The organism is Mesorhizobium sp. P2_E9 (genome assembly GCF_056403815.1).
The window spans coordinates 43,587-68,880 of record NZ_JBFUET010000014.1; the positions used below are offsets into that span (position 1 = coordinate 43,587).

Annotated in this window: 22 protein-coding genes; 14 read left to right on the forward strand and 8 right to left on the reverse strand. The window is 60.7% G+C overall.

The genetic code is table 11. The annotated features are described in order from the left end of the window. The first annotated feature begins 230 nt into the window (after positions 1-230). Together AC1D05_RS24180 and AC1D05_RS24185 are read left to right on the forward strand one after the other, a co-directional pair. Entirely contained in the window at positions 231-1,886 is a 1,656-nt protein-coding gene (locus tag AC1D05_RS24180) for an MFS transporter (RefSeq protein ID WP_477444254.1), read from the forward strand. Continuing rightward, complete coding sequence (locus AC1D05_RS24185; protein ID WP_477444385.1) at positions 1,792-3,042, forward strand: D-arabinono-1,4-lactone oxidase; 1,251 nt, start codon at positions 1,792-1,794, stop codon at positions 3,040-3,042. The genes AC1D05_RS24180 and AC1D05_RS24185 overlap by 95 nt, the downstream gene beginning before the upstream one ends. A 233-nt stretch (positions 3,043-3,275) precedes the next feature. Here AC1D05_RS24185 and AC1D05_RS24190 read toward each other — a convergent pair whose 3' ends face one another. From AC1D05_RS24190 to AC1D05_RS24205, 4 genes are all read right to left on the reverse strand, one after another. Beyond that, the gene (locus AC1D05_RS24190; protein WP_477444386.1) at positions 3,276-3,425 is read right to left on the reverse strand and encodes a pantoate--beta-alanine ligase; all 150 of its coding nucleotides are present in this window, start codon (positions 3,423-3,425) and stop codon (positions 3,276-3,278) included. Between the two features lie 540 nt (positions 3,426-3,965). Next, on the reverse strand, positions 3,966-4,874 hold the full coding sequence (locus AC1D05_RS24195; RefSeq protein ID WP_477444255.1) for a MurR/RpiR family transcriptional regulator: 909 nt from the start codon (positions 4,872-4,874) through the stop codon (positions 3,966-3,968). After that, positions 4,871-6,001 (reverse strand): DmpA family aminopeptidase, encoded by a 1,131-nt coding sequence (locus tag AC1D05_RS24200; protein ID WP_477444256.1) that lies wholly within the window; start codon positions 5,999-6,001, stop codon positions 4,871-4,873. The genes AC1D05_RS24195 and AC1D05_RS24200 overlap by 4 nt, the downstream gene beginning before the upstream one ends. A 523-nt stretch (positions 6,002-6,524) precedes the next feature. Next, positions 6,525-7,220, reverse strand: coding sequence for an IS6 family transposase (locus tag AC1D05_RS24205; protein WP_477444257.1), 696 nt, complete (start codon positions 7,218-7,220; stop codon positions 6,525-6,527). Between the two features lie 228 nt (positions 7,221-7,448). Between AC1D05_RS24205 and AC1D05_RS24210 the strand changes: the two genes are divergently transcribed. The 11 genes from AC1D05_RS24210 (at position 7,449) to AC1D05_RS24260 (ending at position 19,448) form a co-directional block, all read left to right on the forward strand. Next, positions 7,449-8,399, forward strand: coding sequence for an NUDIX hydrolase (locus tag AC1D05_RS24210; protein ID WP_477444258.1), 951 nt, complete (start codon positions 7,449-7,451; stop codon positions 8,397-8,399). Between the two features lie 62 nt (positions 8,400-8,461). Continuing rightward, positions 8,462-9,436, forward strand: coding sequence for a quinolinate synthase NadA (nadA, locus tag AC1D05_RS24215; RefSeq protein WP_477444259.1), 975 nt, complete (start codon positions 8,462-8,464; stop codon positions 9,434-9,436). After that, the gene (locus tag AC1D05_RS24220) at positions 9,433-10,974 is read left to right on the forward strand and encodes an L-aspartate oxidase (RefSeq protein WP_477444260.1); all 1,542 of its coding nucleotides are present in this window, start codon (positions 9,433-9,435) and stop codon (positions 10,972-10,974) included. Before nadA ends, AC1D05_RS24220 begins: the two co-directional genes overlap by 4 nt. Then, positions 10,974-11,828 carry a carboxylating nicotinate-nucleotide diphosphorylase gene (nadC, locus tag AC1D05_RS24225; RefSeq protein ID WP_477444387.1) on the forward strand — a complete coding sequence of 285 codons (855 nt, stop codon included), beginning with the start codon at positions 10,974-10,976 and terminating at the stop codon, positions 11,826-11,828. The genes AC1D05_RS24220 and nadC overlap by 1 nt, the downstream gene beginning before the upstream one ends. A gap of 158 nt (positions 11,829-11,986) precedes the next feature. Beyond that, positions 11,987-12,928, forward strand: a complete 942-nt coding sequence (bioB, locus tag AC1D05_RS24230) for a biotin synthase BioB (protein ID WP_477444388.1) — start codon at positions 11,987-11,989, stop codon at positions 12,926-12,928. Further along, positions 12,925-14,064: an 8-amino-7-oxononanoate synthase gene (locus tag AC1D05_RS24235; RefSeq protein WP_477444261.1), complete on the forward strand. Its 1,140-nt coding sequence runs from the start codon at positions 12,925-12,927 to the stop codon at positions 14,062-14,064. Before bioB ends, AC1D05_RS24235 begins: the two co-directional genes overlap by 4 nt. A 10-nt stretch (positions 14,065-14,074) precedes the next feature. Beyond that, entirely contained in the window at positions 14,075-14,710 is a 636-nt protein-coding gene (gene bioD / locus AC1D05_RS24240) for a dethiobiotin synthase (RefSeq protein ID WP_477444262.1), read from the forward strand. Beyond that, on the forward strand, positions 14,710-15,969 hold the full coding sequence (locus AC1D05_RS24245) for an adenosylmethionine--8-amino-7-oxononanoate transaminase (protein ID WP_477444263.1): 1,260 nt from the start codon (positions 14,710-14,712) through the stop codon (positions 15,967-15,969). The genes bioD and AC1D05_RS24245 overlap by 1 nt, the downstream gene beginning before the upstream one ends. After that, entirely contained in the window at positions 15,966-16,949 is a 984-nt protein-coding gene (locus AC1D05_RS24250) for a beta-ketoacyl-ACP synthase III (protein WP_477444264.1), read from the forward strand. The genes AC1D05_RS24245 and AC1D05_RS24250 overlap by 4 nt, the downstream gene beginning before the upstream one ends. Positions 16,950-17,014: 65 nt before the next feature. Beyond that, entirely contained in the window at positions 17,015-17,467 is a 453-nt protein-coding gene (gene panD / locus AC1D05_RS24255; protein WP_477444265.1) for an aspartate 1-decarboxylase, read from the forward strand. A 1,510-nt stretch (positions 17,468-18,977) separates the two neighbouring features. Beyond that, positions 18,978-19,448, forward strand: a complete 471-nt coding sequence (locus AC1D05_RS24260; RefSeq protein ID WP_477444266.1) for a Ros/MucR family transcriptional regulator — start codon at positions 18,978-18,980, stop codon at positions 19,446-19,448. 240 nt (positions 19,449-19,688) lie between these two features. Here the strand turns inward: AC1D05_RS24260 and AC1D05_RS24265 are convergent, their stop codons facing one another. After that, positions 19,689-19,901, reverse strand: a complete 213-nt coding sequence (locus AC1D05_RS24265) for a cold-shock protein (RefSeq protein ID WP_023749661.1) — start codon at positions 19,899-19,901, stop codon at positions 19,689-19,691. Positions 19,902-20,341: 440 nt separating this feature from the next. Between AC1D05_RS24265 and AC1D05_RS24270 the strand changes: the two genes are divergently transcribed. Then, complete coding sequence (locus AC1D05_RS24270) at positions 20,342-21,817, forward strand: NAD-dependent succinate-semialdehyde dehydrogenase (protein ID WP_477444267.1); 1,476 nt, start codon at positions 20,342-20,344, stop codon at positions 21,815-21,817. A 306-nt stretch (positions 21,818-22,123) separates the two neighbouring features. Here the strand turns inward: AC1D05_RS24270 and AC1D05_RS24275 are convergent, their stop codons facing one another. The 3 genes from AC1D05_RS24275 to AC1D05_RS24285 form a co-directional block, all read right to left on the reverse strand. Next, positions 22,124-22,372: a DUF982 domain-containing protein gene (locus AC1D05_RS24275; RefSeq protein WP_477444268.1), complete on the reverse strand. Its 249-nt coding sequence runs from the start codon at positions 22,370-22,372 to the stop codon at positions 22,124-22,126. 211 nt (positions 22,373-22,583) lie between these two features. Beyond that, positions 22,584-22,886, reverse strand: coding sequence for a DUF982 domain-containing protein (locus tag AC1D05_RS24280; RefSeq protein ID WP_477444389.1), 303 nt, complete (start codon positions 22,884-22,886; stop codon positions 22,584-22,586). A 405-nt stretch (positions 22,887-23,291) separates the two neighbouring features. Then, on the reverse strand, positions 23,292-25,250 hold the full coding sequence (locus AC1D05_RS24285; RefSeq protein ID WP_477444390.1) for a putative bifunctional diguanylate cyclase/phosphodiesterase: 1,959 nt from the start codon (positions 25,248-25,250) through the stop codon (positions 23,292-23,294). Positions 25,251-25,294: the final 44 nt, after the last annotated feature.

Below are 25,294 nucleotides of genomic sequence, written 5' to 3' on the forward strand. Positions count from 1 at the left end.
AGTTCCCGTGACGGGGCTGGATCAAGCTGCAGGTTTCGTTTGTCCCAAAGTCACCGTTGGCAACAGCGGATAGCAACTGGATCACGGAAGAAAACTCCCGCCCGCTCAACACTTTGATCAGCGAACCAAGATCGAAAAGCCGACAAAAATGGAATCTCCGTTTCATTAATGCGCGGCAAACCATTCCGCCTCATGCGAAGCTGTGAATAGACTGAAGGTAGGGTTGAACAATGAGCACAACAGCGGGCGGCGATCTAAACGCAGTTTCGCCGGCCACGTTTGCACCGCTCCAGAACTCGACCTTTCGCTCTATTTGGCTCGCGACGCAGGTTTCTAGTCTGGGCTGGCTGATGCAGACTGTTGCCATCAGTTGGCTGATGGCAACGATCTCGACGTCCGATTTGATGGTTGCGCTTGTGCAGGCTTCATCGAACCTTCCGGCGTTCATCTTTTCCGTCTTCATCGGGGCGGTTGCGGATAATTTCAGCCGCCGCAGAGTCATGTTCGCCGGCCGGTGCCTTATGGCGACAGCATCCGCCATGCTGACCATTTCCGTGGCTTTGGGTTTTGTCGATCCGTGGATGATCCTTGGCTTCAGCTTCCTGATCGCCAGCGGTGCGGCTCTCAACGATCCAGCCTGGCAAGCATCGGTTGGCGATATTGTCGAGCGACGCGATGTTCCGGCCGCGGTTACCCTGCTCTCCGTCGGCTTCAACACCGTGCGGACTGTAGGTCCGGCGCTCGGCGGTATCGTCGTTGCTTCGTTTGGATTGCTGACGGCGTTCGCGCTGACCACGCTCAGCTACCTGGTGCCCCTGGGCACCCTATGGCGCTGCAAATGGAAGGTTCGCTCCTCGCCCCTCCCGCGTGAGCCGTTGAGGACGGCGATCTATGACGGGCTGCGCTTCACGGCGATGTCATCGGAAATCAAAGCGGCGATCGCGCGCGGAACGTTATTTGGACTGGCAAGCATCGCCATACTCGCGCTGCTGCCGCTGATTGTCCGTGATCAGTTGGGAGGAGGACCCCTGGCCTATGGCACCCTCATGGCCGGTTTCGGGACAGGCGCTGTCCTCGCTGGCATCTCGAACAGCGTATTCAGACGGCATTTGTCTGAAGAGCAGCTGATAAGGCTGGCGTCTCTCGCCTGCGCTGCGTGCTCGCTCCTTCTTGCTCTGACCTCTTCAATTCCAGTTGCGGCATTTGGATTGGCCTTGGGCGGCGCGGGCTGGGTGACCGCTTGGTCCGGGCTCGGTATCAGCGTGCAACTGGCGAGCCCGCGATGGGTGGTAGGGCGCACGATTGCGATCTACTATGCTTTGGTGGATGGCGGCATAGCGGCTGGAAGTTGGATCTGGGGCACGGTAGCTGAGAACCACTCCCTGAGCTGGGCACTAGAGGGCTCGGCCGGCGCTCTGTTAATGGTCGCTGCGGTCGGCGTGCTGTTTCCTCTTCGCGAACGACGCGACTCCGAGCCAGATCCTTTGGAGCAATTCAGCGCGCCGCCAGTTGCGCTTGATCTGAAACCACGAAGCGGTCCCATTGTTGTCAAGATCGAGTATTTGGTCTCGGTTGAAAATGTCGAGGCCTTCATGGGACTCATGCGCGAGCGGCGGCATGTACATAGCCGCGTCGGTGCTCGGCAGTGGACACTCCAGCGCGATCTCCAAGACCCTTTGCGGTGGACAGAGACATTCCGCACCCCGACCTGGACGGATTACCTTCGCCTGAACCATCGGCTCACGGAAGCAGACAAGGAACTGGATGAACGAGTCTTTCAATTGCACGCGGGTGAGCTTCCGCCGCAAACGACGCTGGGGATCGAGCGGCCGACAAGCTCGGGCCGCAAACCCGAGCAATCAGCAGCCTATTTTCGCCAGCGGTGAGCTGACAATCAAGGCTGCGGCAGCCACAAAGCTGACGGTCCGCGTCGTGGGAACCGGGCACTCCTACACGCCGATTGTACCAACAGACGGCGTCCTTATCTCGGCAGAACGATTGACTGGAATTGAATCGATAGACTCCGAGACCGGCCTTGTGACGATGCGCGGAGGCACGCGAATTTGTGACATTGGTCCGGAACTGCGGGCAGCAGGATGGGCTCTGCCAAACCAAGGCGACATAGATCTCCAGACCATTAGCGGCGCGGTCTCTACCGGAACCCATGGCAGCGGCAACACCTTGCAATGCCTTGCGGGACCCATCGTAGGAATGCGGCTAGCGATCGGAGACGGATCGATTGTCGAATTGAATAATGTTTCAAGTGCCCCGGCATTGCAGGCTGCTGCCGTTTCAATGGGAATGACGGGGGTCATCCTTGCAATCACTATGAGGCTCCAGCCTTCGTTTGATTTACACGACAAAATTTGGAGAGAAGACTTCGAGGATTGCATGTCCCATCTGGAGGATTTGTGCAGCGCCAATCGTAGCGCTCGAATTTTTTGGTGTCCGACGGAACATTCAGCCTCCCTGTATAGCCTGCCCGATACCTCCACGTTCGGCGTGACGAGCAAAAAGTCAGACGTCTGTGAAATCCGAACTCTCAATGTGACAACGGCGCAGCCAGAGTCGGTCGCGGAGAACCCCGGAGAACGAATCGGCCCCAGCTACCGGATTTTTCCAGGCTCCATTCCCATGCCTAATCACAATGAATGCGAATATGCGGTACCCTACGATGAAGGACCGCACGTATTGCGCGAAATTCGTAGACTCATTCAAACAAAATACCCTGACCAGATATTTCCCGTCGAGTACAGAACGGTCGCGGCCGATGAAATTTTGCTCAGCCCTTACCACCTTAGGAAGACGGCCATGATATCTGTCTCGGGTGCTGCGGGCGAAGACTACTGGCCGTTCATCCGCGATTGCGAGGCGATATTTTCCTGTGTGAAAGGCCGCCCGCACTGGGGGAAACTCAATTCCCTCGACCGCTCTGACATCGAAGCGCTTTATTCAAGATATGGCGACTTTGTAAAGCAAAGGCAAAACCTTGACCCTGAGGGGATATTTCTGAACGAGTATTTGAGGGAGAGATTCGCCTAAACGGCGGCATTTCAATTGCCCAAGTCGCAATACGCAAGCTCGTCGCGCAGCGCGTCGTTGCGCTCGACAACTGGCTGTCACCGGGCTTGTCCCTTCTAGAGCTTGCCCCCTCGCAGGACCTTGCCATTAGGCATCTGCGAACCCTGCTACGCCTGTCCGATTTCCCGTCCAGTTGGCGGATCCTCTTCACGCGACGACGTGGTTCCACCGTGCGGCTCTTGCAACTCGAAACGTCAGAAGGCTTTAACATTGTCAATGAGCCGCGTTTGGCTGAGCCAAGCTGCCGCAAGTAGACGCGCCGGTCGGTCAAGGCTTGCCAACGATTGCAGATCTGTTTCGGCGCGAAGTTCCAGGTATTCGACCTCGCGATAGCCAACAGCCAGAAGTGCCGCGCGCGCTCAGGCAAGCGTTGGCAGGACGGGAGAGCCGTTCGAGAGCTCCTCCGCTGTATCGACCAGGACCGATGCGAGCCTTGGGGCAACGGCGTGCTCTGCCGGCTAGAGCCGGATATTGCGCGATGACGATGCGAGACCATCGGCTTGCGCCGTCCTCAGGGGCGGCCGACACATACAGTCTAAGCTTTCCGCTCGGCTCACGGCCCCATCTACTCGGCGCTGTATCATTGGGCATCACGTACGCTCGAGTCTCGGATGCTCGTTCTCGTCTACACTTTCGCCTGGGGGTCGGTTGGCCGGCCGCTGCTGGATGGCCACAAGTGCTTTGGCAATTTTAGGCTGGTGCTTGAAGCCTCGCCTGAGGGAGTATTTCGCGGATCGCAATCGCGAAGGATGCGATCGAGATCGGAGCGCCCTCCACATCGGACGCGGGAATAAACATTGCCCCAAGTTATCAGTTGGCTGACAGACGCCTTGCGTTAGTGAGCGGACGGCTTGACGAGCGACAGGACGCTCGTATTCCGGTTGCTAATCGGCAAAACTTCCAAAGGCGTCCTGCAGCTTTTGCAGCCGCTCGCTGCGTTTTTTGACCGAAGGGCCAAGACGGTGAATCACCTCATCCACAAAAAGACCGAGGAAGGTTGTGACTGGCGCGTTACTTTCCCAGAACATATCGACGTCGGTGGCAATTCGGAACACTTTGTCGGTGAGTTCCTGCGCCCAGTAGCACACGGAGTCCGTGATTATGACAAGAGTGATATTCGCCTGCGACGCCTGCCGGGCCAAGAGCATTGCCTGCTTTGCGTAGCGTCGGACGTCTACAACAATGAGGAGTGGCCTTCCGGTTTCGTCTGCGAACAACTCGCTGTAGGTGCCGCTGGCACCGTCTATAAAGCGGACATTCGGGCGGGCATATTCGAGGCGCACGGCAAAGTCCATGGCCAGGCCGCGCACAGTCTGAAAGCCAGCCACGTAGACCCGATCGGCCTTGGCGACCATCTCCGCCGCTTCGCCGAAATGTTCAGTGCCAGCCTGCTCATAGGCGCTGATGACAGCCTTCAATTCCAAATCGAGACTGGCGGAGCGATCGCGCGCGGCACTGTCCGTCTTATTCCTTGACCGCTCGGCAGACGTCATGCGCTCATATCGTTCTCCAACGAGCCAAGCAATCTGATGGATGGTGCTGCCGAGTTCCTCCTTAAGAGCGGCGAGGTTCTCATAGCCCAGTGAACGCAGGAAGCGCCCGACGGTCATAGGGCTGAGTTTGAGCTTGCTCGAGATCGAGGCCGCGGTTTCAAAAGGGATGTCGCGGACATTCGTGACGAGATAGGCGGCGATGCCACTTTCCGCCTTCGAGAATGTTGCCTGCCGTTCCTTGATCTTCTCAACGAAGGGAAACGAGGCAGGCGCTGGCGGGGGCGCTTGCTTGCGGCTCATACGTTCAATCGTCCATAGTTGCGCATAACCTCCCTTACCGCATCGTGCTCGATCGCGGCAACAAGCCTGCCTTCGCGCCCCACCATTGATTCGGCTGCCACCATGGCGTTGATGATCGCTTCCTCCACCGCCTGAGCCGTCGCCTCGAACAGGGGGTCAAGCCTGTTGTTCGGTAAGAAAGCGAGACCGCCGACAGCGGGTGCTGTGGCTGACTCACTGGTCGTCAGGTTTGCTGTGGAGAAGGCAAGACAAAGGTCGCCGGATCCATCTCCCGCCTGCGTGCCCGTCCGGCCGATGCCGAGGCCCGCCCGTCGAGCGACCCGTTCCAACTGGGTCGGCATGAGTGGCGCGTCGGTCGCCACTACCGCGATGATCGAACCCTGCTCACCGGCAAAGAGCCGACTCGATGTGAGGTGTTCACCAACAGGAACGCCGAGAATTTTGAGGAGGGGTCGAATTCCGAAGTTCGCCTGCACAAGGCAGCCGACGGTATAGCCCGAACCGAGCACGTCGACGACCCGAGACGAGGTTCCCGTGCCACCCTTGAACTCGAAGCAGATCATTCCAGTCCCGCCGCCGACATTCCCCTCGGCCAGCGGTCCGCTCGAAGCCTCATCCAGAGCCTCTTTCACATGCGCGGCGTTAACGTGAAAGGCGTCCATGTCGTTGAGGTAGGCATCGCATGTCTCGCCAACCACCGGGAGCATGAACTTGTAGGGCCCGGCGTCGGTATCAGGCTTGTCGATCATCCATTCCAGGATCGACTGATGAACGGTTCCAAGGCTGTGAGTATTGGTGATCGCGATCGGTCCCGTGAAATAGCCAGCCTCCTTGATCCAGTGCGTCCCGGTCATTTCGCCATTGCCGTTCAGACAGTGGAATCCCGCCCAGACGGGCGCCCGAAGAGGACCGGCGCGGCCTCGCGGAAGGATGGCGGTGATACCGGTGCGCGCCGGTCCTCTGCCTGACGCCGCCGCGTCGCTGATCACAGTTGAATAGCCTACCTCTACGCCGGCAACATCGGTTATGGCGTTATAGGAACCGGTCTTTCCGGAAAACGGTAGCCCCAGGTCGCGAGCCCGCGGCTTCGTCGAAGGATCAAATGCCAAGCGCTGAGTGGTTTCCATTGGTGTCCTCGTCTGTTGAATTTTCCAATCCGCCTACTCTAGCCAACAATGACGCCGTATGATACATCAATAATATTATCGACTGTATGATATTTTTATATCATAGTAAATCTGCACGGACTGTCTTTAGGGATTCGCCTCCTAGGGACGACGACATATGGCGGCTTTTTAGTGCTATCCATGCAGGCACGGCCAAATCGCATGGCGATCCGCGTCTTTGTGGAATGGGTTCAGATCAAAAGGCATGGGGCCCCCAGAGATTCATCTGCTGCGCATGGCACAATGGAAAGCCGAGGCCGGCATCGCTGCCTGAGCCCGTCACAGAGCCAATTGCGCCTCGTTGCGACAGCCGCGAGTTAACGTGACATCGCCGCAGAACGAGACCTTGGAGTTCGTACTTGGCTTTGCCTCGTTGGACAGAGAGGAAACGGAACAGTGCGCTCAGCGCGTTGCGCGACGAGTTCGAAGGGTTCTGTCGCAAACTCTACTCGCGCGCAGAAAGCGTCTTACGCCAGACGGATTTTCAGGCGGCGATTGCTTCGAATTGCTCTTTTCGGGTTGGCGCCGGATTGAAGGCAAAACGCCCGTGTCGCTTTCGCATCATGTGAACCATCTCGATGCCGGTCAATGTAACTGCTGCCGACCGGAACGATTTGAAGCCGAGCATCGGACGGATACGCCGCTTGATGCGGCGATGGTCCTGCTCGATCCCATTGTTGAGATACTGGCTTTGCCGGATACGGATTGGCTTCACCGTTCGTTGTGACCTGTCTTGCAGACGATTCTCCCCGTCGCAGGCTATGATCGCTTCCCGGTTGGTCTGGCTGCCGTCGATGACAATGCGGTCTGGTCGACCATGCTGGCCCAGGGCCTTGCGCAGAAAGCGTTTGGCGGCCAGCAGATCGCGATGTTCGCTAAACCAGAACTCTACGGTATCGCCGACGTTGTCGATGGCGCGATACAGATACATCCACTGGCCGCGAACCTTGATGTAAGTTTCGTCCACGTGCCACTTGCCTGTCACGGCTCGCTTCCGCCGGCTGAAACGTTCCGCGAGCCGCGTGAAGCGCCCGACCCAGCGATTGACAGTCGAGTGATCGACGGTGATGCCGCGTTCAGACATCATTTCTTCCAGGTCACGCAGACTGAGATTGTAGGCCAGATACCATCTCACGCAGAGCAGGATGACGGACCGATCGAAGTGGCGGCCTTTGAACATGAAGCAACTCCGGACTTGCACGCCGTTCTCATGCCGGTCAACCGTTACCAAAATGTTTGCGACAGAACCCTTTAAAGTCGTCGGGAAGCGCGCCAACATTCGATTGGCGTCATGCTGGAAAGCCGCCTCCTAGCGTGATGTTGACGCGCCGGCAGTTATCGTAGAAAACCAATCTAAATCGGTTCAGCTGCTTCCGCAGCGGAACTTAGCCCAGCCAGATCAGGAATCATGGACCATCAGGAAAAGCCGACCAGGCAACGCAGATCTGGAGGCAAGGGCAACAACGTCAAGGCGGACCTGATCGCCGTCGTCGTCGCCATGAACAACAACGTCCCCTGCGTTCTGACCATCCCGCAGGCAAATGCCCTGCCATCAGGTCCGTTCGAACTCGCTCACCGTTCGTTGCAGTCCGGCCTCAGGGGATGGGTCGAACAACAGACCGGCCACCCGCTCGGCTATATCGAACAGCTCTACACCTTCGCCGATCGCGACCGAATCGGCGCCGAGGAGCGCGTGATCTCGATCAGCTATCTCGCGCTTACGCAGATCGAGGATGCGGGCGCCGCTTCCTGGGCAAGCTGGTACGACTATTTTCCTTGGGAGGATCATCGCTCCGGCGCGCCGGCGGCGGTGCTGGAAGTGCGGCCGCGCCTGAGGGAATGGGCGGATAGCGCTGACGAAACCGCCATCCGGCTCGATCGCCGGCGGCGCACGGCTATCGCCTTCGGCTTCGACGACCGGTCATGGAACGAGGAGTTCGCGCTGCAGCGCTACGAACTTCTCTACGAGGCAATGCTGGTGGAGGAAGCGGTACGCGGCGGACATTCAGCCGCGCCTACAGCGGTTCCAGGTAAATCCATGATCGCCGATCACCGCCGTATCCTGTCAACGGCTATTGCCCGGCTGCGGTCCAAAATCAAATACCGGCCCGTCGTGTTCGAACTGATGCCGCCGCTCTTTACGCTCTTGCAGCTGCAGCGAACCGTGGAAGCACTCTCCGGCAGGCTCATCGACAAACCAAACTTTCGCCGGCTCATCGAACAGCAGGAGCTGGTTGAAAAGACCGGTGAGACGACCACTGAGACCGGCGGCCGGCCAGCGCAGCTCTACCGCTTCCGCCACGACATTCTGGATGAGAGGCCGGTGGCCGGGACAAAATTGCCGCTTATGCGGGCTTGACATCTCTTATAGTCATAAAGGATATATGCCTTATATTCTTGCAGACTATAATCGGAGGCTCGATGAGCGCCATCCTGCCTTCGAGCGCGTCTTTGTACGACCGCGTCCGGCGCGTTATCCCCCCGATCGAATGGCCGGCATTTGCCGGCGATATCGATGCCATTCTCGATCTGAAGCGGCAGCGAAACGCCGTCATCCTGGCGCACAACTACCAGACGCCGGAGATCTTTCACTGTGTCGCGGATATCGTCGGCGACAGCCTGGCCCTTGCCCGCAAGGCGATGTCGACCGAAGCGGATGTGATCGTGCTGGCTGGCGTGCATTTCATGGCCGAGACGGCGAAGCTGCTCAATTCGCAAAAGACGGTGCTCATTCCCGATCTGCGCGCAGGCTGTTCGCTGGCGGACTCGATTACCGCCGAGGACATCCGGTTGCTGAGGCAACGCTATCCGGGCGTGCCGGTCGTCACCTATGTCAACACGTCGGCTGAAGTGAAGGCAGAGTCCGATATCTGCTGTACCTCAGGCAATGCGAAGGCCGTTGTAGAGTCGCTGGGTGTCCCCCGGGTGATCATGCTGCCGGACGAGTATCTGGCTCAGAACATCGCCGCCCAGACCGACGTGCAGATCATCGCCTGGAAAGGGCATTGCGAGGTGCATGAGCGCTTCACGCCCGCCGACATCAGAGAGTTGCGCGAAAGTCATCCGGGCGTGACGGTGCTGGCGCACCCCGAGTGCCCGCCTGAAGTAGTCGCGGAAGCTGACTTCTCGGGTTCGACTGCCGCCATGTCGGATTATGTCGGGCAGCAAAAACCGACGCGGGTCGTACTGATGACCGAGTGTTCCATGAGCGACAATGTCGCGGTGGACCATCCCGATGTGGAGTTCATCCGCCCCTGCAATCTGTGCCCGCACATGAAGCGGATTACGCTCGCCAACATCCGCACCGCGCTCGAGCAGAACCGGCATGTCGTCACCATCGCACCCGAGATCGCCGGCCGCGCGCGGCTGGCTGTCGAGCGGATGCTGGCCGTATGAGCATGGACGTCCGCGATCTCGGCGGCCGGCCGGTCATCATCGGCGGCGGCATAGCCGGGCTGATGACCGCGCTGCATCTGACACCGGAGCCGGTGGTCCTCCTTTCAAGGTCCCCGCTTGGCGCGGACGCATCGAGTGCGTGGGCGCAAGGTGGGCTGGCCGCCAGCCTGGGCGACGATGATGAACCGGCGCTCCATCTTGCCGACACGCTCGCCGCAGGTGACGGACTTTGCGATGCGCAAGCAGCAAGGCGCATCGTGTACGCCGCGCCCGCCGCGATCGAGGATCTGGCGCGGCTCGGGGTCCGCTTCGATCGCACGCCCGAAGGCGCTCTGCGTCTCGGGTTGGAAGCCGCGCACAGCCGGCGACGCATCGTTCATGCCGGAGGTGATGGCAGCGGACGGGAGGTCATGCGCGGACTTGTCGCCGCCGTGCGCTCCACGCCGACAATAGCAGTCGTCGAGGGCATCGAAGCGCGCCGGCTGGCCGTGGAGGACGGCAGGATCACCGGCGTGCTGGCGAGTTGTTCGACGGGTCCGGTGTTCCTCGCCACCGGACGGGTCATTCTCGCCACCGGCGGGATCGGCGGGCTGTTCCACGACTCAACCAATCCATTGGGCAGCCGCGGACAGGGCCTGGCGCTCGCGGCGCGCGCGGGCGCTGTCCTTGCCGACCTGGAATTCATCCAGTTCCATCCGACCGCGCTTGACGGGCCGGGCCGTCCGATGCCGCTCATCAGCGAGGCGGTTCGCGGCGAAGGCGCAACCATCGTCGACGAGACAGGACGGCGTTTTCTCGACGGCGTGCGTGAGGCGGAACTCGCACCGCGCGACATCGTGGCGCGCGCCGTCTGGAGACATCTTGCCGACGGCCATCGCGTCTTCCTCGATGTACGGGAAAAGCCCGGTGCGACATTCGCGCGGCAGTTTCCGACGATCGCATCAGCCTGCAGCAAGGCCGGCATCAATCCGGCGCGTGATCTCATTCCCATCCGCCCGGCGCAGCATTACCACATGGGTGGCATCGCCGTGGATCTGGCCGGGCGCACATCGATACCAGGACTTTGGGCGTGCGGAGAAGTTGCCTCCACCGGCCTGCACGGCGCCAACCGGCTCGCCAGCAACTCGCTGACCGAGGCCGTCGTTTGCGCGCGCTGGGTTGCCGAAAGCGTCGCCGGGTCACCTGACGGCGGCGGAAAGCCAGCGTTGGCCTCTGACCCGACCGCGTCGGATCCAAGGCCTTTGCGTCCTCTCCTGTCGCGTGCGCTCGGCGTCACGCGAGATGGCGAAGCGTTGAAAGAGGCTGCACGCGCCTTGTTGCCGGTCGCCCAGCGCAAGGATGCGACGTCCGATCCCGCCGCCGTTGGATTGATGATCACGATTGCCGCCTTGCTGCGCCGGGAAAGCCGCGGCGCTCATTTCCGGACCGACTTTCCGCATCATGCAACCGTCGCTCGCCGTTCCGAAATCACGTTCGACGTGGCCATTGCCGCAGCGCGGGAACTCGCATCCTCCCCAGCACTGGAAAGCGTCGCATGATGAACCTCTCGCCGCTTCCCGCAATCATGCTCGAGCCTCTGGTGCGGGCGGCTCTGCTCGAAGATCTCGGCAGGGCCGGCGACTTGACCACCGATGCCATCGTGCCAAAGGACCATCGGACAACGACCGTGCTTTCGGCACGCCAGCCGGGAGTAATCGCCGGCCTCGACCTGGCGATGCTCGCCTTCCGCCTGATCGACCAGAATGTCGAAATGACCGTGCATCGGCCGGACGGCAGCGACGTCGCGCAAGGCGAGATCATTGCCTCGGTGAACGGCCCGGCCTGGGCCACGCTCACGGCGGAACGGACCGCGCTCAATTTTCTCAGCCATCTGAGCGGCATCGCCACGGCGACGGCATCGGTCGTCGCAGCGGTTCGCGGCCATGGTGCAAAGATCGTCTGCACGCGCAAGACGACGCCCGGTCTACGAGCCGTCGAAAAATACGCCGTGCGCGCCGGTGGTGGCTCCAACCACCGCTTCGGCCTTGATGACGCCATCCTGATCAAGGACAACCACATCGCCATCGCCGGCGGCATTCGCCCGGCAATCGAGCGGGCGCGAAGCACGGTCGGACATCTCGTCAAGATCGAAGTCGAGGTCGACACGCTGGCCCAGTTGGAAGAGGCGCTGGCGCTCGCCCCTGACGCTGTCCTACTCGACAACATGTCGGTCGACGAGCTTCGCCAAGCCGTGGCGATGGTCGCCGGTCGGGCGATCACCGAGGCGTCTGGAAGGATCACCGCAACGACTGCGCCAGCCGTCGCCGCGACCGGTGTCGACCTGATCTCCATCGGCTGGTTGACTCATAGCGCGCCGATCCTCGATATCGGTCTCGACTGCCATGAGCCTTGATCGTCGAGGCTGACCCTGCCTACCCAGCTTCTCTCGACCGTGATCCGCCCTTTTCAAAGGCGCGCCCGTATCGCCACAACGCAAGGAACAGGATGGAAATGCGCGCAGCAATTTCGAAAGAAACAATGCCCGAGGCTCAATCCTTCGACCACCACAGGATGTGGACATTGGAGGAAGCCCAAGCGCTCCACGACGCGCCTTTCAATGACCTTCTGTTTCAGGCACAAACCTTTCACCGCCAGAATTTCGATCCGAACAAGGTCCAGCTCAGCCGGCTTCTCAGCATCAAGACAGGCGGATGTCCGGAGGATTGTGGCTATTGCAGCCAGTCGGCACATCACGAAACCGGCCTGAAGGCATCGAAGCTGATGGAGGTCAGGCGCGTCATCGCCGAGGCGACCAAGGCGCGCGATGCCGGCGCCACCCGTTACTGCATGGGCGCGGCCTGGCGAAATCCCAAGGCGCGCGACATGGATGCGGTGGTCGCGATGGTCGAAGGCGTCAAGGCGCTCGGCATGGAGACCTGCATGACCCTCGGCATGCTCGACCTCGGCCAGGCGCAGCGACTGAAAGGGGCCGGTCTCGACTATTACAACCACAACATCGATACGTCGGAACGCTATTACAGCGAGATCATCTCGACCCGGACGTTTGCCGACCGGCTGGACACGCTCGCCAATGTCCGCGACAGCGGCATCAAGGTCTGCTGCGGCGGCATTGTTGGCATGGGCGAGGAGACAATCGACCGGATCGACATGCTGGTCACGCTGGCCAATCTGCCGGAGCATCCCGAAAGCGTTCCGATCAACATGCTTATCCCGATCGCCGGCACCCCGCTGGCCGACGCCAGGCCCATCGAGCCGATCGAATTCGTGCGCGTGATCGCGCTGGCGCGTATCATGATGCCGAAATCGCATGTCCGGCTTTCCGCCGGCCGCACCGCTATGACCGACGAGATGCAGGCCCTGTGCTTTTTTGCCGGCGCCAATTCGATCTTCGTCGGTGACACGCTGCTGACGGCGGACAATCCCGGCGAGGACAAGGATACTCTGCTGTTCCGGCGCCTCGGCATCGAGCCGATGGAACTCGAGGCGCAATGAGCGGGGCACCCCTCGCCCGCTATGATGCGACCTTGCAGGGACTGCAGCGCAAGGACCGGCTGCGGACGCTGTCGCCGCGCGCCGGGCTCGACTTCTCGTCGAACGACTATCTCGGGCTTGCCGCCTCCAGGAGACTGGGCGATGCGGTCGCGGCGGCGATTGCGCGAGGCACGCCGGTTGGCGCCACCGGGTCGCGGCTGCTGCGCGGCAACGCGCCCGAACACGAGGCCCTGGAGACGGACGCGGCAGCGTTCTTCGGAGCCGAGCGCGCGCTGTTCTTCGGCAGCGGCTACATCGCCAACTTCGCTCTCCTGACGGCGCTGCCGCAGAAGGGCGACCTGCTGGTCCTCGACGAACTCGCCCATGCCAGCATGCATGAAGGCGCCCAGGCCGGCCGCGCCCAGTTCGTGCTGGCCGCACACAACGACGTCAATGCTGTCGAGGATGCGATCACGCGCTGGCGCGCCGACAGCGGCACGGGGCGCGTCTGGATTGCGGTCGAAAGCCTCTACAGCATGGATGGCGACTGCGCGCCTATGGAGAGCCTGCTCGCGCTCGCTGATCGGCATGAGGCATTCATCGTCGTCGACGAGGCGCATGCCACCGGCGTCTGGGGTCTGGACGGCCGGGGGCTGGCCGGCGCTTTCGGGGGACGCGACAACATCGTCGCGCTTCATACATGCGGCAAGGCGCTTGGCGCGTCCGGCGCATTGGTCACCGGACCGCGAATCCTGTGCGACTATCTCGTCAACCGTTGCCGGCCGTTCATCTACGCCACCGCGCCATCGCCGCTGATGGCGGTCGCGGCGCGCGAAGCGCTCGCCATGCTGTCTGACGAGCCGATGCGCCGTGTTCAGTTGCATGAGCGTATCGCGTTCGCGGGCCGCCAGTTGGCTGAGCGCTGCGGTGTGACACCCAGCGGATCGCAGATCCAGCCATTTGTCATCGGCGACGTCAGGCGCACCATGGCGGTGGCGGCGGCACTGCAGGCGCGCGGCATCGACATACGCGGCATCCGCCCGCCGACCGTGCCCGAGGGCACATCGCGCCTGCGCATCTCCCTGACGCTCAACGTCGAGGAAGCCGACATTTCCGCGATGGTCGAGGCGCTCGTCGAGGTGTCGACCCGAACATGACCGAGGCGGCATGACCCAACGCATCGTCATCACCGGAACCGACACCGGAATTGGCAAGACCGTGTTTGCGGCCGGGCTCGCCGGCCTGCTCGACGGTTTCTACTGGAAGCCAGTTCAATCGGGCCTCGACGACGAGACCGACAGCGAGGTGGTTGCGCGGCTTGCCGGCTTGCCCCCGGAGCGCGTGCTGCCGGAAGCCTACCGCTTGCGGAGCCCGCTGTCGCCGCATCGTTCGGCCGAGATCGACGGCGTGGCGATCAAGGCTGCCGATCTTACTTTTCCCGTGCTGCCGACGCCGCTCGTCATCGAGGGGGCGGGTGGGCTGATGGTGCCGCTCAACCGGCGCACAAGCTTCATTGACATCTTCGCTGAGTGGCGGCTGCCGGTCATTTTGTGCGCCCGCACCACGCTCGGCACCATCAACCACACGCTGCTGTCGATCGAGGCCCTGCGCGCCCGCTCCATCCCGCTGGCCGGCATTGCCTTCATCGGCGATGAGATGGCCGATACGCAACGGACAATCGTGGAAATGGGCGGGGTGCCGCAGCTCGGCAGGCTGCCTCATCTCGACCCGCTGACGGACAAAACGCTGCGAGACGCAATGATTGCCGGCTTCGCCTTCGCCTCGTGCACGGGAGATCACTGATGTCGCATGTCTGGCATCCCTTCACCCAGCACGCGCTCGAGCCGGCGATCCCTGAAATCGTGCTGACCGAGCGCGCCTATCTGCACAAGGCCGACGGCACTCGCATCCTGGACGCGATTTCCTCCTGGTGGGTCGTCACCCACGGCCACCGCCATCCCCGCATCATGAAGGCGATCGAGACGACTGCGTCGAGCCTCGATCAGATCATCTTCGCCGGCTTCACGCACGAGCCGGCCGAACGGCTGGCCGAGGCGCTTGTCGGTCTCGCTCCGCCCGGCCTCGACTGGGTGTTCTATTCCGACAGCGGCTCGACCTGCGTCGAAGTCGCGTTGAAGATGGCGCTCGGCTATTTCCGCAACATCGTCGCGCCGCGCTCGCGCATCGTCGTCATGGAGCACAGCTATCATGGCGACACCATCGGCACGATGAGCGTTGGCGCCCGCGGCGTGTTCAATGCCGCCTATGAGCCGCTGCTCTTCGAGGTCGACACCATCCCCTTCCCGACCGCGGGGCGAGAGCAGGAGACGCTGGATCGGTTCGAGGCAGTCTCCCGTGACCGGCGCGCCGCTGCGCTGATCGTCGAGCCCCTGGTGCTGGGCGCCGGCGGCATGCTGATGTATCCGGCCTGGGTTCTGGCCGAATTGAAGAAGATCGCAGAAACCTCCGGCACGCTGCTGATCGCCGACGAGGTGATGACAGGCTGGGGGCGCACCGGAACCATGTTCGCCTGCGAGCAGGCATCGATCTCTCCGGATATCCTTTGCACCTCGAAGGGCCTGACCGGCGGCGTGATCCCGCTGGCTGCCACGCTCGCCACCGATGCCATCTTCCAGGCCCATTATTCCGAGGACCGGACGAAGACGTTCTTCCACTCAAGCTCCTACACCGCCAACCCGATTGCGTGCGCGGCGGCACTGGCCAATGTCGAGATCTGGCGTGACGAGCCGGTGGCCGAGCGGGTCGCGGCCCTGAGCGCGATGCAGGCCGCCGGGGTTCAGCGCTTTCGGGACAATCCATATTTTACCGACTGCCGCGCCACCGGCACGATCGCGGCCCTCGACCTACGCACCGGCTCTGCCGGCTATCTCGCCGAAATCGGTGCGAAGCTGCGCGCGTTTTTCCTCGATCAGGGGCTGCTTGTTCGCCCGCTTGGCAATGTCCTCTATCTTCTGCCACCCTATTGCATCACCGGCGAGGAACTGGACGGGCTCTACGACGCCATCGAGGAGGCCGGCGAACGCTTCGGTTCAAGGCCATGAGCCGATCGTCGCGCCTTCTCGGGTTCGGCCATCATGCGCCCACTCGCAAGGTCGAGAACCCGGAGATCGAAAACCGTCTTGGGCTCGAACCCGGCTGGATCGAGCGGCGCACCGGGATACGGTCGCGCTTCTGGGCAAACGACGAAGACACGCTGTCGGGCCTAGCCGCGCACGCCGGCGACATGGCGCTGGCGAATGCCGGCATCGACCGTGGCGACATCGGTCTTTTGTTGCTTGCCACCTCGACGCCCGATCACCTCCTGCCGCCAAGCGCGCCCCTGGTCGCGCACAAGCTCGGCCTTGGTCGCGCAGGTGCGATCGATCTCACCGGCGCCTGCGCCGGCTTCATCTATGCGCTGATGTTCGCAGATGGTTTCACCCGCCTGCACGGCAAACCGGCGCTGGTCATCGCCGCCAACATCCTCAGCCGCCGCATCAATCCAGCCGAGCGCGCAAGCTCGGTCCTGTTTGCCGATGCAGCTGGTGCCGTGGTGATTGGTCCGTGTGAGGACCCGGAGCGGGGCGTCCTCGGCGCTTCGGTGGATTCCGACGGCTCGCGCTACGGGCTGATTCAGATCCCGGCCGGCGGAAGCAACAATCCGTTCCATGACGGCCTCGACCTCGAGCAGACCCGGATGACGATCACCGATGGCCGCGAAGTGTTCGCCAAGGCCGTGGAGATGATGACCGATTGCTCGATAGGCGCGCTTGCCGCTGCCGGAGTGCGACCCCAGGACATCGACCGGTTCGTGCCGCACCAGGCCAATGCCCGCATTTTCGATGCGGTCGGGCGAAACCTCGGCATTGCGGATGAAGCGATCGTCAAGACGATCGTCGAATACGGCAATTCTTCTGCTGCGACGATCCCGCTCTCGCTGTCGCTCGCCCATCGCACGCAGCCGTTTCGGCCGGACGAGAAAGTCCTTCTGGCGGCAGCAGGTGCGGGCCTCAGCGGCGGTGCCCTCGTCGTCGGAATTTAGCGGGGCAACCCGGCCGCCCAGAGGATGGCGGGACAAGTCATCCATGATGATAGGAAACAAGACCAATGCGAAAAATAGTCGCCGGTAAGCTGCACGGCATCCACGTCACCGAAGCGAACCTCGACTACCACGGCTCGATAACGCTCGACCCTGACCACTGCGAGGCAGCCGGGATCCTGCCCATGGAGTTCGTGGAGATATGGAACAAGAATTCCGGTGCGCGAATCTCGACCTATGTCATTCTGGGCGAGCGCGGCTCACGATGCTGTATTCTCAACGGAGCGGCTGCCCGCACCTGCCAACCCGACGACCAGATCATTGTCTGCAACTCCATCTATCTGGACGAAGCGCACATAACTTCACTAAAGCCGCGGGTCATCACTTTCGACCAGGATAACAACATACTGGACCGTCTGAGCTACTCCGTCGATCTTGACGCGCAGGGCCGCTATAGTTTCTCGATCCTTGACGAGGCGAATGAGCCTTTGGCCATTCCTGCGCTGGTCTCCGGAGCGTGACTTGCGCTTGCATATGTGAGAGAGGCTCTCCGCCCGTTACAACTCGCCCAGCGCTGGAGAGAAGACCTAGCCTCACGGATCATGACACTGCAGCTTCGAGGAGAGGCCCCGCCGCGCCTTTCGCAACAGCGGGCTTTCGGCAGATGGCGCTTGTCCGCATCTCACGGTTGGGCCAACAGCCACGCGGCTCGACTTCTGTCTGAAGTCAGTTGCGGTGTCGGCTTGCAAATTCATGCCGCTTTTTCGGGCGCCGCGGCCAGATCCTTGACTACCTGGCTTTTCGCGATCTTAGCCGGATGATCAGCCATAAGCAGCGTGCAAATGGCCTTGCGGCTGATGTGTCTTTCCGCCCACCGCAAAGAGCGCGCCAGCCATCAACGTCTCCCCCAGACATCAGTGTTCGCCAATTGGTGGCCTGCTAGCAAGGCCGAGCCTGGCTCGTTGGCCATCGGCGAAATTCTCGGCGGGACACTGTGTCTTGAACCGATGAACTGTCAGTTTGCCGTCCTCAACAACATGAACGACCCATCCGCCACCGCAACGCTTGACGCGCACGTCGTTTGGTTCGCCAGCCACCATCGCTGCCCCTCATTTTCGTCGCCCTGGAACCGAGACTGGAAGTCGTTCCCCGCACAGCGAAAAACACGGGACCTTACGTAACGTCAAGCGCCTATTATTTGACAGCTGGCGCCTTATGGATTTGACGGCGACAGCGGCTCTGGCCCGGGCTATCCCGAGCCGGCCGCATCTTGCATTCGGATCGATTTAGATGACCCGATCTTGCACGTTAATGCTGTCTTAATTATCCACAGCTAATGTCAGTGAGAACGCGTATTCAGTTCGAGTAGCTCTACAAAAAGCCCGCCGCTCTTGCCCCCAAGAGTGGCGGGTTTTTCGGTTGTGAACACTGACGCGGTCGGTGCGCATGCTGCCACAGCACAAGCGCCGTGGGCGCCTTCCCTGCCCCCTTCCATCAATGTCGCGGCGCTACTTTTCGGGGCGAAGGCTCGTCGAGGACGAAGCCGAACGCGCCAGCCGCCGGCTGGGCATCGGACACCTCCCCGAAGCACGAGCCTTGGCGCCCGGGTTCTCGTGGCAATCGTTTCATGTCTCGACCAGATCGTTGCAGAGGAACAGGAGAACGCCTGTCCTACCGGCGAGTTCGATTCTGCTGCTTCACAGGCGGCCAGCTCTGCTCGCAGAGGGAGCCACTATCGAGCGTGCCGGATCGGAATTCTCCGAATGATCGCTTCCGATCTTCAGCGTAGAAAGAGATCGAGAACAGGCTTGGCAGCGTTTCAGGTCAGGATCGCTCCCTCATGCTACATCGAGCAGCGATGCTGCCAACCGCGTTCGATCAATAGACGCAAGACGACGGGAAGCGTCGCTATTGACCGCAGTGCAAGACGAGCATCGCAACAGTCTTGCCGGGGCTTTATTGCTTTCAGCGGCAACCGCCACTATGTAGCGACACTTCGCCGCCTGTCTTTCAAGCCACCCGGAGAGTTTCATGACAGAAGAAGCCGACAACAACATCGACGTCCTCATCGAGCTCACCACCGATGTCGTCTCAGCCTACGTCTCCAACAATCCGGTCCCGGTCGGTGAACTTCCTGCCCTCATTGGCCAGGTGCACGCGGCACTCAAGGGCACGGCCGGCGCCAATGTTTCTGCGGAAGTCCCGGAGGTTCTGAAGCCTGCCGTATCGATCAGGAAGTCGGTGACACCGGACCACATCATCTGCCTTGAGGACGGGAAAAGATTCAAATCGCTCAAGCGCCATCTGTCGAGCCATTATGGGCTGACGCCGGACGAATATCGCACCAAATGGGCTCTGCCGGCGGATTATCCCATGGTCGCGCCGAACTACGCCGCGGCGCGCTCGGCGTTGGCCAAGACGATGGGTCTTGGTCGCAAACCGAAAGAGCCGGAAACGCCGCCAGCGTCTGCAAAGCGGGCCCGCAAGAAGGTCGCAGCTTGATTTCAGAAATCGAGGTTTTTTCTGGGTGCGCGCAGTGCCATCGGCATAATCTGCATCTGAACGGAATATGAAAAGGCGGGGTCAACCCGCCTTCCCTTTCAAGACAGCCTGGCTTGCCCAACAATTCGCGCGGGCTGCAGCATCCAGTCGAGCCCTGTGCTCGCCGGCTCTTATCATACGGCGTCAGACCACCCTGGGCCTATCGCGTCCACCCGCTGTTGCCAGCAGGCGGGAGAAAAGTCAGCCAGCTTTGCTGAGGCTGCCAGCCGAGGACTTGCCGGTGCGGCGGTCCTGTTCGATTTCGTAGTTGATCTTCTGGCCATCAGCGAGGGTCGAGAGGCCCGCTCGTTCAACGGCGGAAATGTGGACGAAAACATCCTGACCGCCATTGTCGGGCTGGATAAATCCAAATCCCTTCGTGCTGTTGAACCACTTCACCGTTCCAGTCGCCATATGCGTTTTCCTTTGTAACAATTGCAATGTGGGCAGGCCCTCAGGCCAGTCCCGATTCATAACCGAAACTTCTGCGTCAGGGCAGCAAAAACGAGAAATTTGCAAGGCTCGGTTTGACCGGCGGCTGTAACTCCTAGTGTACAGTCCAGCGTCCGCCCCTAGGGGCTCGCTACGACACGCTACCCGAGACGGACGGCTAGAAGGGCAAGAGCTACCAGTCAGGCGACGAGGAGTTGATCGCTTGGGGCAAATGGGGCTGTGGATGACGCCGCTGGCGGGCGGTTGAGGCCCCGCCGGTTTAAACGGAAGCAGCCCGTCGGCCTTCCCCGCGGCCCAAGAGACGTGCGACTTTTCGTGAGCGGTGGTCCTATGCAAAAGCCATCCGTGCGCAGTAGATGTCCACCCGGCCGGAAAGGCCAAGAGCCTCTGGGGAATCGACATTGCCGCTGCTGCCGCCTCTGACCCGCCACCTCAAATCTGCTGACCTGTTTGGCAGCCTTGACCGCCTGCCGGCGCTTGGCAAACCAGTCAGTGAGCGGACATTCGAGGTCCTCAATCCGTCGACTGGCGAAGTGCTGGCGGAGCTTCCCGACATGGGTGTCCAGGAGACGCGGGCCGCGGTCGACCAAGCCCATAAAGCACAGCCTGGATGGGCGGCGTTGACGGCCCGTGAACGCAGCGACGTTCTGTGGCGTTGGCATCAGCTGATTATCGACCACGCCGATGACCTTGCCGCGATATTGACCGCGGAAATGGGTAAGCCCCTTACCGAGGCCAAATCGGAAGTGTCGCATGCGGCGGCGTACCTGCAATGGTACGCCGAAGAGGCCAACCGCATCTATGGCGAGACCATCTCCGCGCCATCGACGGACCGTCGCTTGCTGGTGATCAAGCAACCGATCGGCGTCGTCGGCACGATTACGCCATGGAATTTCCCGGCTTCGATGGTGGCGCGCAAGATCTCGCCGGCCTTGGCGGCGGGCTGCACGATCGTATTGAAACCCGCCGAACAGACGCCGCTCGTTGCCGGCGCAATGTTCGCCCTTGCGCATCAGGCTGGCTTTCCCGAAGGCGTGGTCAACCTGGTCTACGCGCCTGACGGCGATGCCGTCGGCCGCGAACTCTGCACCAACCCCAGGGTCCGCAAGATCAGCTTCACCGGCTCGACCGAGGTTGGCCGGCTGCTCATGCGCCAGTGCTCGGACCAGATCAAGAAGGTCAGCCTCGAGCTCGGCGGCAATGCGCCCTTCATCGTCTTCGACGATGCCGACGTCGATGCGGCGGTCGACGGCGCGATCCAGGCCAAGTTCCGCAATGCCGGCCAGACCTGCGTTTCCGCGAACCGCCTTTACGTCCAATCGGGCGTTCACGATGAATTTGTCGAAAAATTCGTCGAACGGGTTCGCCAGCTTCAGGTGGGTGACGGTTTCAATCCAGGTGTCGCCATTGGCCCGCTGATCGACAGGCAGGCGCTCACCAAGATCGAATCACATATCGCCGATGCCGTCGCCAAAGGCGGTGCAATTCAATGCGGGGGCAAACGCATTGGCAAGGACGGCACGTTTTTCCAACCGACGGTCCTCACTCAAGTCTCCAGCGAGATGACGATTGCGCAGGAGGAGACCTTCGGGCCGCTGGCCCCAACCATTCGCTTCGACGATGCGGATCAGGTCGTGCATGAGGCAAATGACACGATCTACGGCCTGGCCGCCTACTTCTACGCCTCGAACCTGCAGCGTGTCTGGCGTGTCGCCGAGGCGCTGGAGTATGGCATGGTGGGCATCAACACCGGACGGATGTCATCGGAAGCGGCACCCTTCGGCGGCGTGAAGCAGTCCGGTATCGGACGGGAGGGTTCGCGCCACGGGATCGAAGACTACCTCGAAATGAAATACCTCTGCATGGGTGGTATCTGAAGCATCTGCTTGCCAAATCGCGGGTAAGCAGGCGCAAGGGATCTCCGAACATGTGAAGCACAGTCGCTGCTTGATAGGCGCCGGCGGCGGCCCCGGGACCCGCTGAAACCGTCGCGTTCGTCACGTTGAGGTCAGCTTCGCACCGCCGCCGCCGTTATGCCGCAGTCAGGCTAGGTCGTCGCCTCGAGGTGAGCGCGGCCCTGCAAAGCCTGGGGATACCGGACCTGGACCAGTGTTCACATCATCGTTCCAACAACGGCTGTCCCGGCGATGGTCAGTCAGCAGTTGCTGCGCATCCCAGCTTTCTTAATCGCTGCGAAGTATCTTTGCTTCAAGCGCGGCTACCACGAAAGCTCTTCGAGCAGCTGCTGGATGAGCCTCACCGCGCAACACCTGCAGACAGGCATCCATCGCGGCCTTCCGTTTCACGGTCTGACGTTGAAGATCACGCAACAAGATAGCGGCAGCATCATTGACCTCGAAGACGATCCGCTCTGAGCCGTGGTGGCTAACCTGAACAACGACTGGCCTCTCAAATCTGCTCAAGCCGGTCATGTCTCCGCTCCTGTGACGCAATAGCCTCGATCGCACCTTGGCCCAGCCGAACGGTTCCGCTGGTCGCTGAACATCGCCCCTCGCGATCTATGTGCGGTATCTGATTCAGGTGGGGTGGGATTACGCCCCTAATGTCGAGACCTGCTTCTGCTTTCGGCTATCCGTGAAATCTCGACACAATGCCCCCTCGGCCTGCCCCCGTGCCACATGCCTATACCTGCACCTTTCCCCGACCCGCCTTGCAGGCAGCGAGCCATTGCATGGCGGAAATTGCATCTTCCAATATGGCGGCCCGTTTCGCAAAGCCGAAAAATGCATTGCGTGCCGCGCTTACAGGTTTTCGCCCGTCGTATGCATCATAGCAGGTCCTGAGGGCGGCTTCGTGGATCAGGTCTCGGCGATCTTCTGACCAGTCATTGAGGAAGTCGATAGCGTCCGCAAGGCTGGCAATTTCCTGGACGATATAGGTTGCACGCTTCACGAAAACTGGGTTGCTGAAAGCTTCAGGGTTCATGGGTTCCTCCCAACCTGCTAAACGACTGGTCTGCGTGAACAGGCGCTTCATCGACACCCGCGCACGATGGCAGAATGTGTTGTCAGGGCAATGACGGTTCAAGATGAAGGCAGCGGCGTGATGCGTTCCGGTAGGCCAGCAGGCCTATTCCATACATACTGTTGCAAGTGCGGCTCATCAGGTGGCAAGAAAATCTGCATCGTTCCGACCATTTCGTACGAAACGCTTGGTACATCTTCCGGCGTTGACTCGCCACGAGGAAGCGGCTCCACACCCTCCGCTTCGTCACACGGCTACTCCCAGGGTTGTACGGACTTGCCGCCTTCAGCCTACCTGAGCAAGGCAACGTGACCGTCGAGATACGAGACAACCAGACCATCGCCGCAAAAGTGCCGGTCCTGCTATTCAAGTACCTAGCTCCTGACCCACCGGCTCCGCGGCAATGCCAGGAATTTCGCCTATCCGGAGAGGTTTCCCGATTAAATAGCCTTGAGCTTCATCACATCTGACGCAGCGCAGATAGTCGAGCTGTTCGGGAGTTTCTACGCCTTCGGCCGTTACCTCAATTCGAAGCTCATGCGCCAGCTCAACCAATGATCGTACAATCGCGGCGCAGTCCGCATCGGTGAGCATATCCTGGACAAAAGATCGGTCGATCTTGAGCCGCGAAAGAGGCAACTTACGAAGATAAGTGAGTGATGAATAGCCGGTGCCAAAATCGTCAAGAGCAACTGTGACGGATAGAGAAACTAACGATTGTAAGAACGAAATCGTTTCTTCAAAATTCGAAATCAGCACAGTTTCTGTGATCTCGACCTCGAGTCTTCGGGGCTCCAAACCGGCTTCAGCCAAGGCCACTACAATTCCATCCAGCAAGGCCTTGTTCTTCAGCTGCATTACCGACAAGTTGACGGAGACCCGCAAGTCGCGCGGCCAGCGCGCCGCTGCCAAACAAGCCGTTTTGACGACCCAGTGTCCGATGGAGTGAATCAAACCCGTTTCTTCAGCGATGGGTATGAACTCCGTCGGAGGGATCTGGCCAAGGGTCGGATGCTGCCACCGCAGAAGCGCTTCAAAACCTCGGATGCGATCGCTCCCGAGGTCGAGAAAGGGTTGAAAAGCGAGCCAAAGCTGGTCATTGGCGAGCGCCGATGCCATATCGCGTTCAAGGGCACGGCGCCTTGCAGCGGCTTCATCGTCGCTTGCGCTGAAAAACTGGATAGAGCCCGCCCCCAGCGTCTTGGCCCTGTATAGCGCGGTGTCGACGCTCCGCAGGAGTTGGTTGGCATCCAAACCGTCCGCGGGGGCCAAAGCGATACCGATAGAGGCCCTGCAATATATTTCGCGCCCTTCGATCAAGAACGGGGCGCGCATGGCATCTATGATCTGTTTGGCCAAGGACCTGATCTGATCTGGCCTGATATCGCGCGTAGCAATTATTGCAAATTCGCCGCCCTCCAATCTGGCAATGCCATCGCTCTCCCGCGTCGATCTCCGAAGTCTCGCAGCCACTTCGACCAAAAGGGCATCCGCCATGGCTCGGCCAAAGCGATCATTCACCTCGGCAAAATTGTTAAGATCGAACAAAAGCAACGCGCAGTGCTGGTCAAACTGCTTTGCGTCCACCAACGCATTCTCCAGCCGCTCGTTGAAGCTGAACCGGTTTGGCAGTCTCGTTAGAACATCCCTGCGAATGGCATTTTCGCTTTCCGCTTGCAGAATGAAGCGTCGGGTAAATTCGAACGCGTGGGCAAGCACTGCACGAAACAGCGTGATGGCGTAGCTCATTATCAGGATTGCGACGGGCAGATTGACGTCGCCTTCCACCCACGCGATCGCAAGCATCGAACCGACGAAAATCGGGAGCGTATACGCGACGGCTGCAACAGGAATCGTGGAAAAAGAAGCGGCACCGCCTGCGATCATCCCGGCGCTCAGGCAGGTAATGACGACCTGGGCGGCACTTGTTGCCCCACCGAAGAGCAGAACGGGAAGTGCGCCCCACCAAGTGCCGAACAAGAAGGCGTTGCGCACCAGGTTTTGCGTTGTCCGGCGAGACACCGACCTTGGTTTCACTGACTGAAATGATGATCTCGCTCTTAGGCCTACGAACCCGGCGGCGACGATGATAACACTCGCCCAGAGGATGGCTGTCGTTTGGTCCGGGGAGCCCCAAAGCGCCATAACAAGAGTGGCCGCATTGAGTATGTTCGCAACCATGCCAAGAGGCGTGTTGCGAAGCACGATACTGACCTGCTCCGCCCTGATTCGGCCTGCAAGTGGTTCGATTGTCGAGGGCCCGCCAAAAACTCGCAGGTCTCCCGCCAGAAGATCACCAAACCTTGTAGCATACAGACGCTGCATCACTCTTTCACTCCCCCACGCTAGAGTAGTAGCTGCGTGCTGGT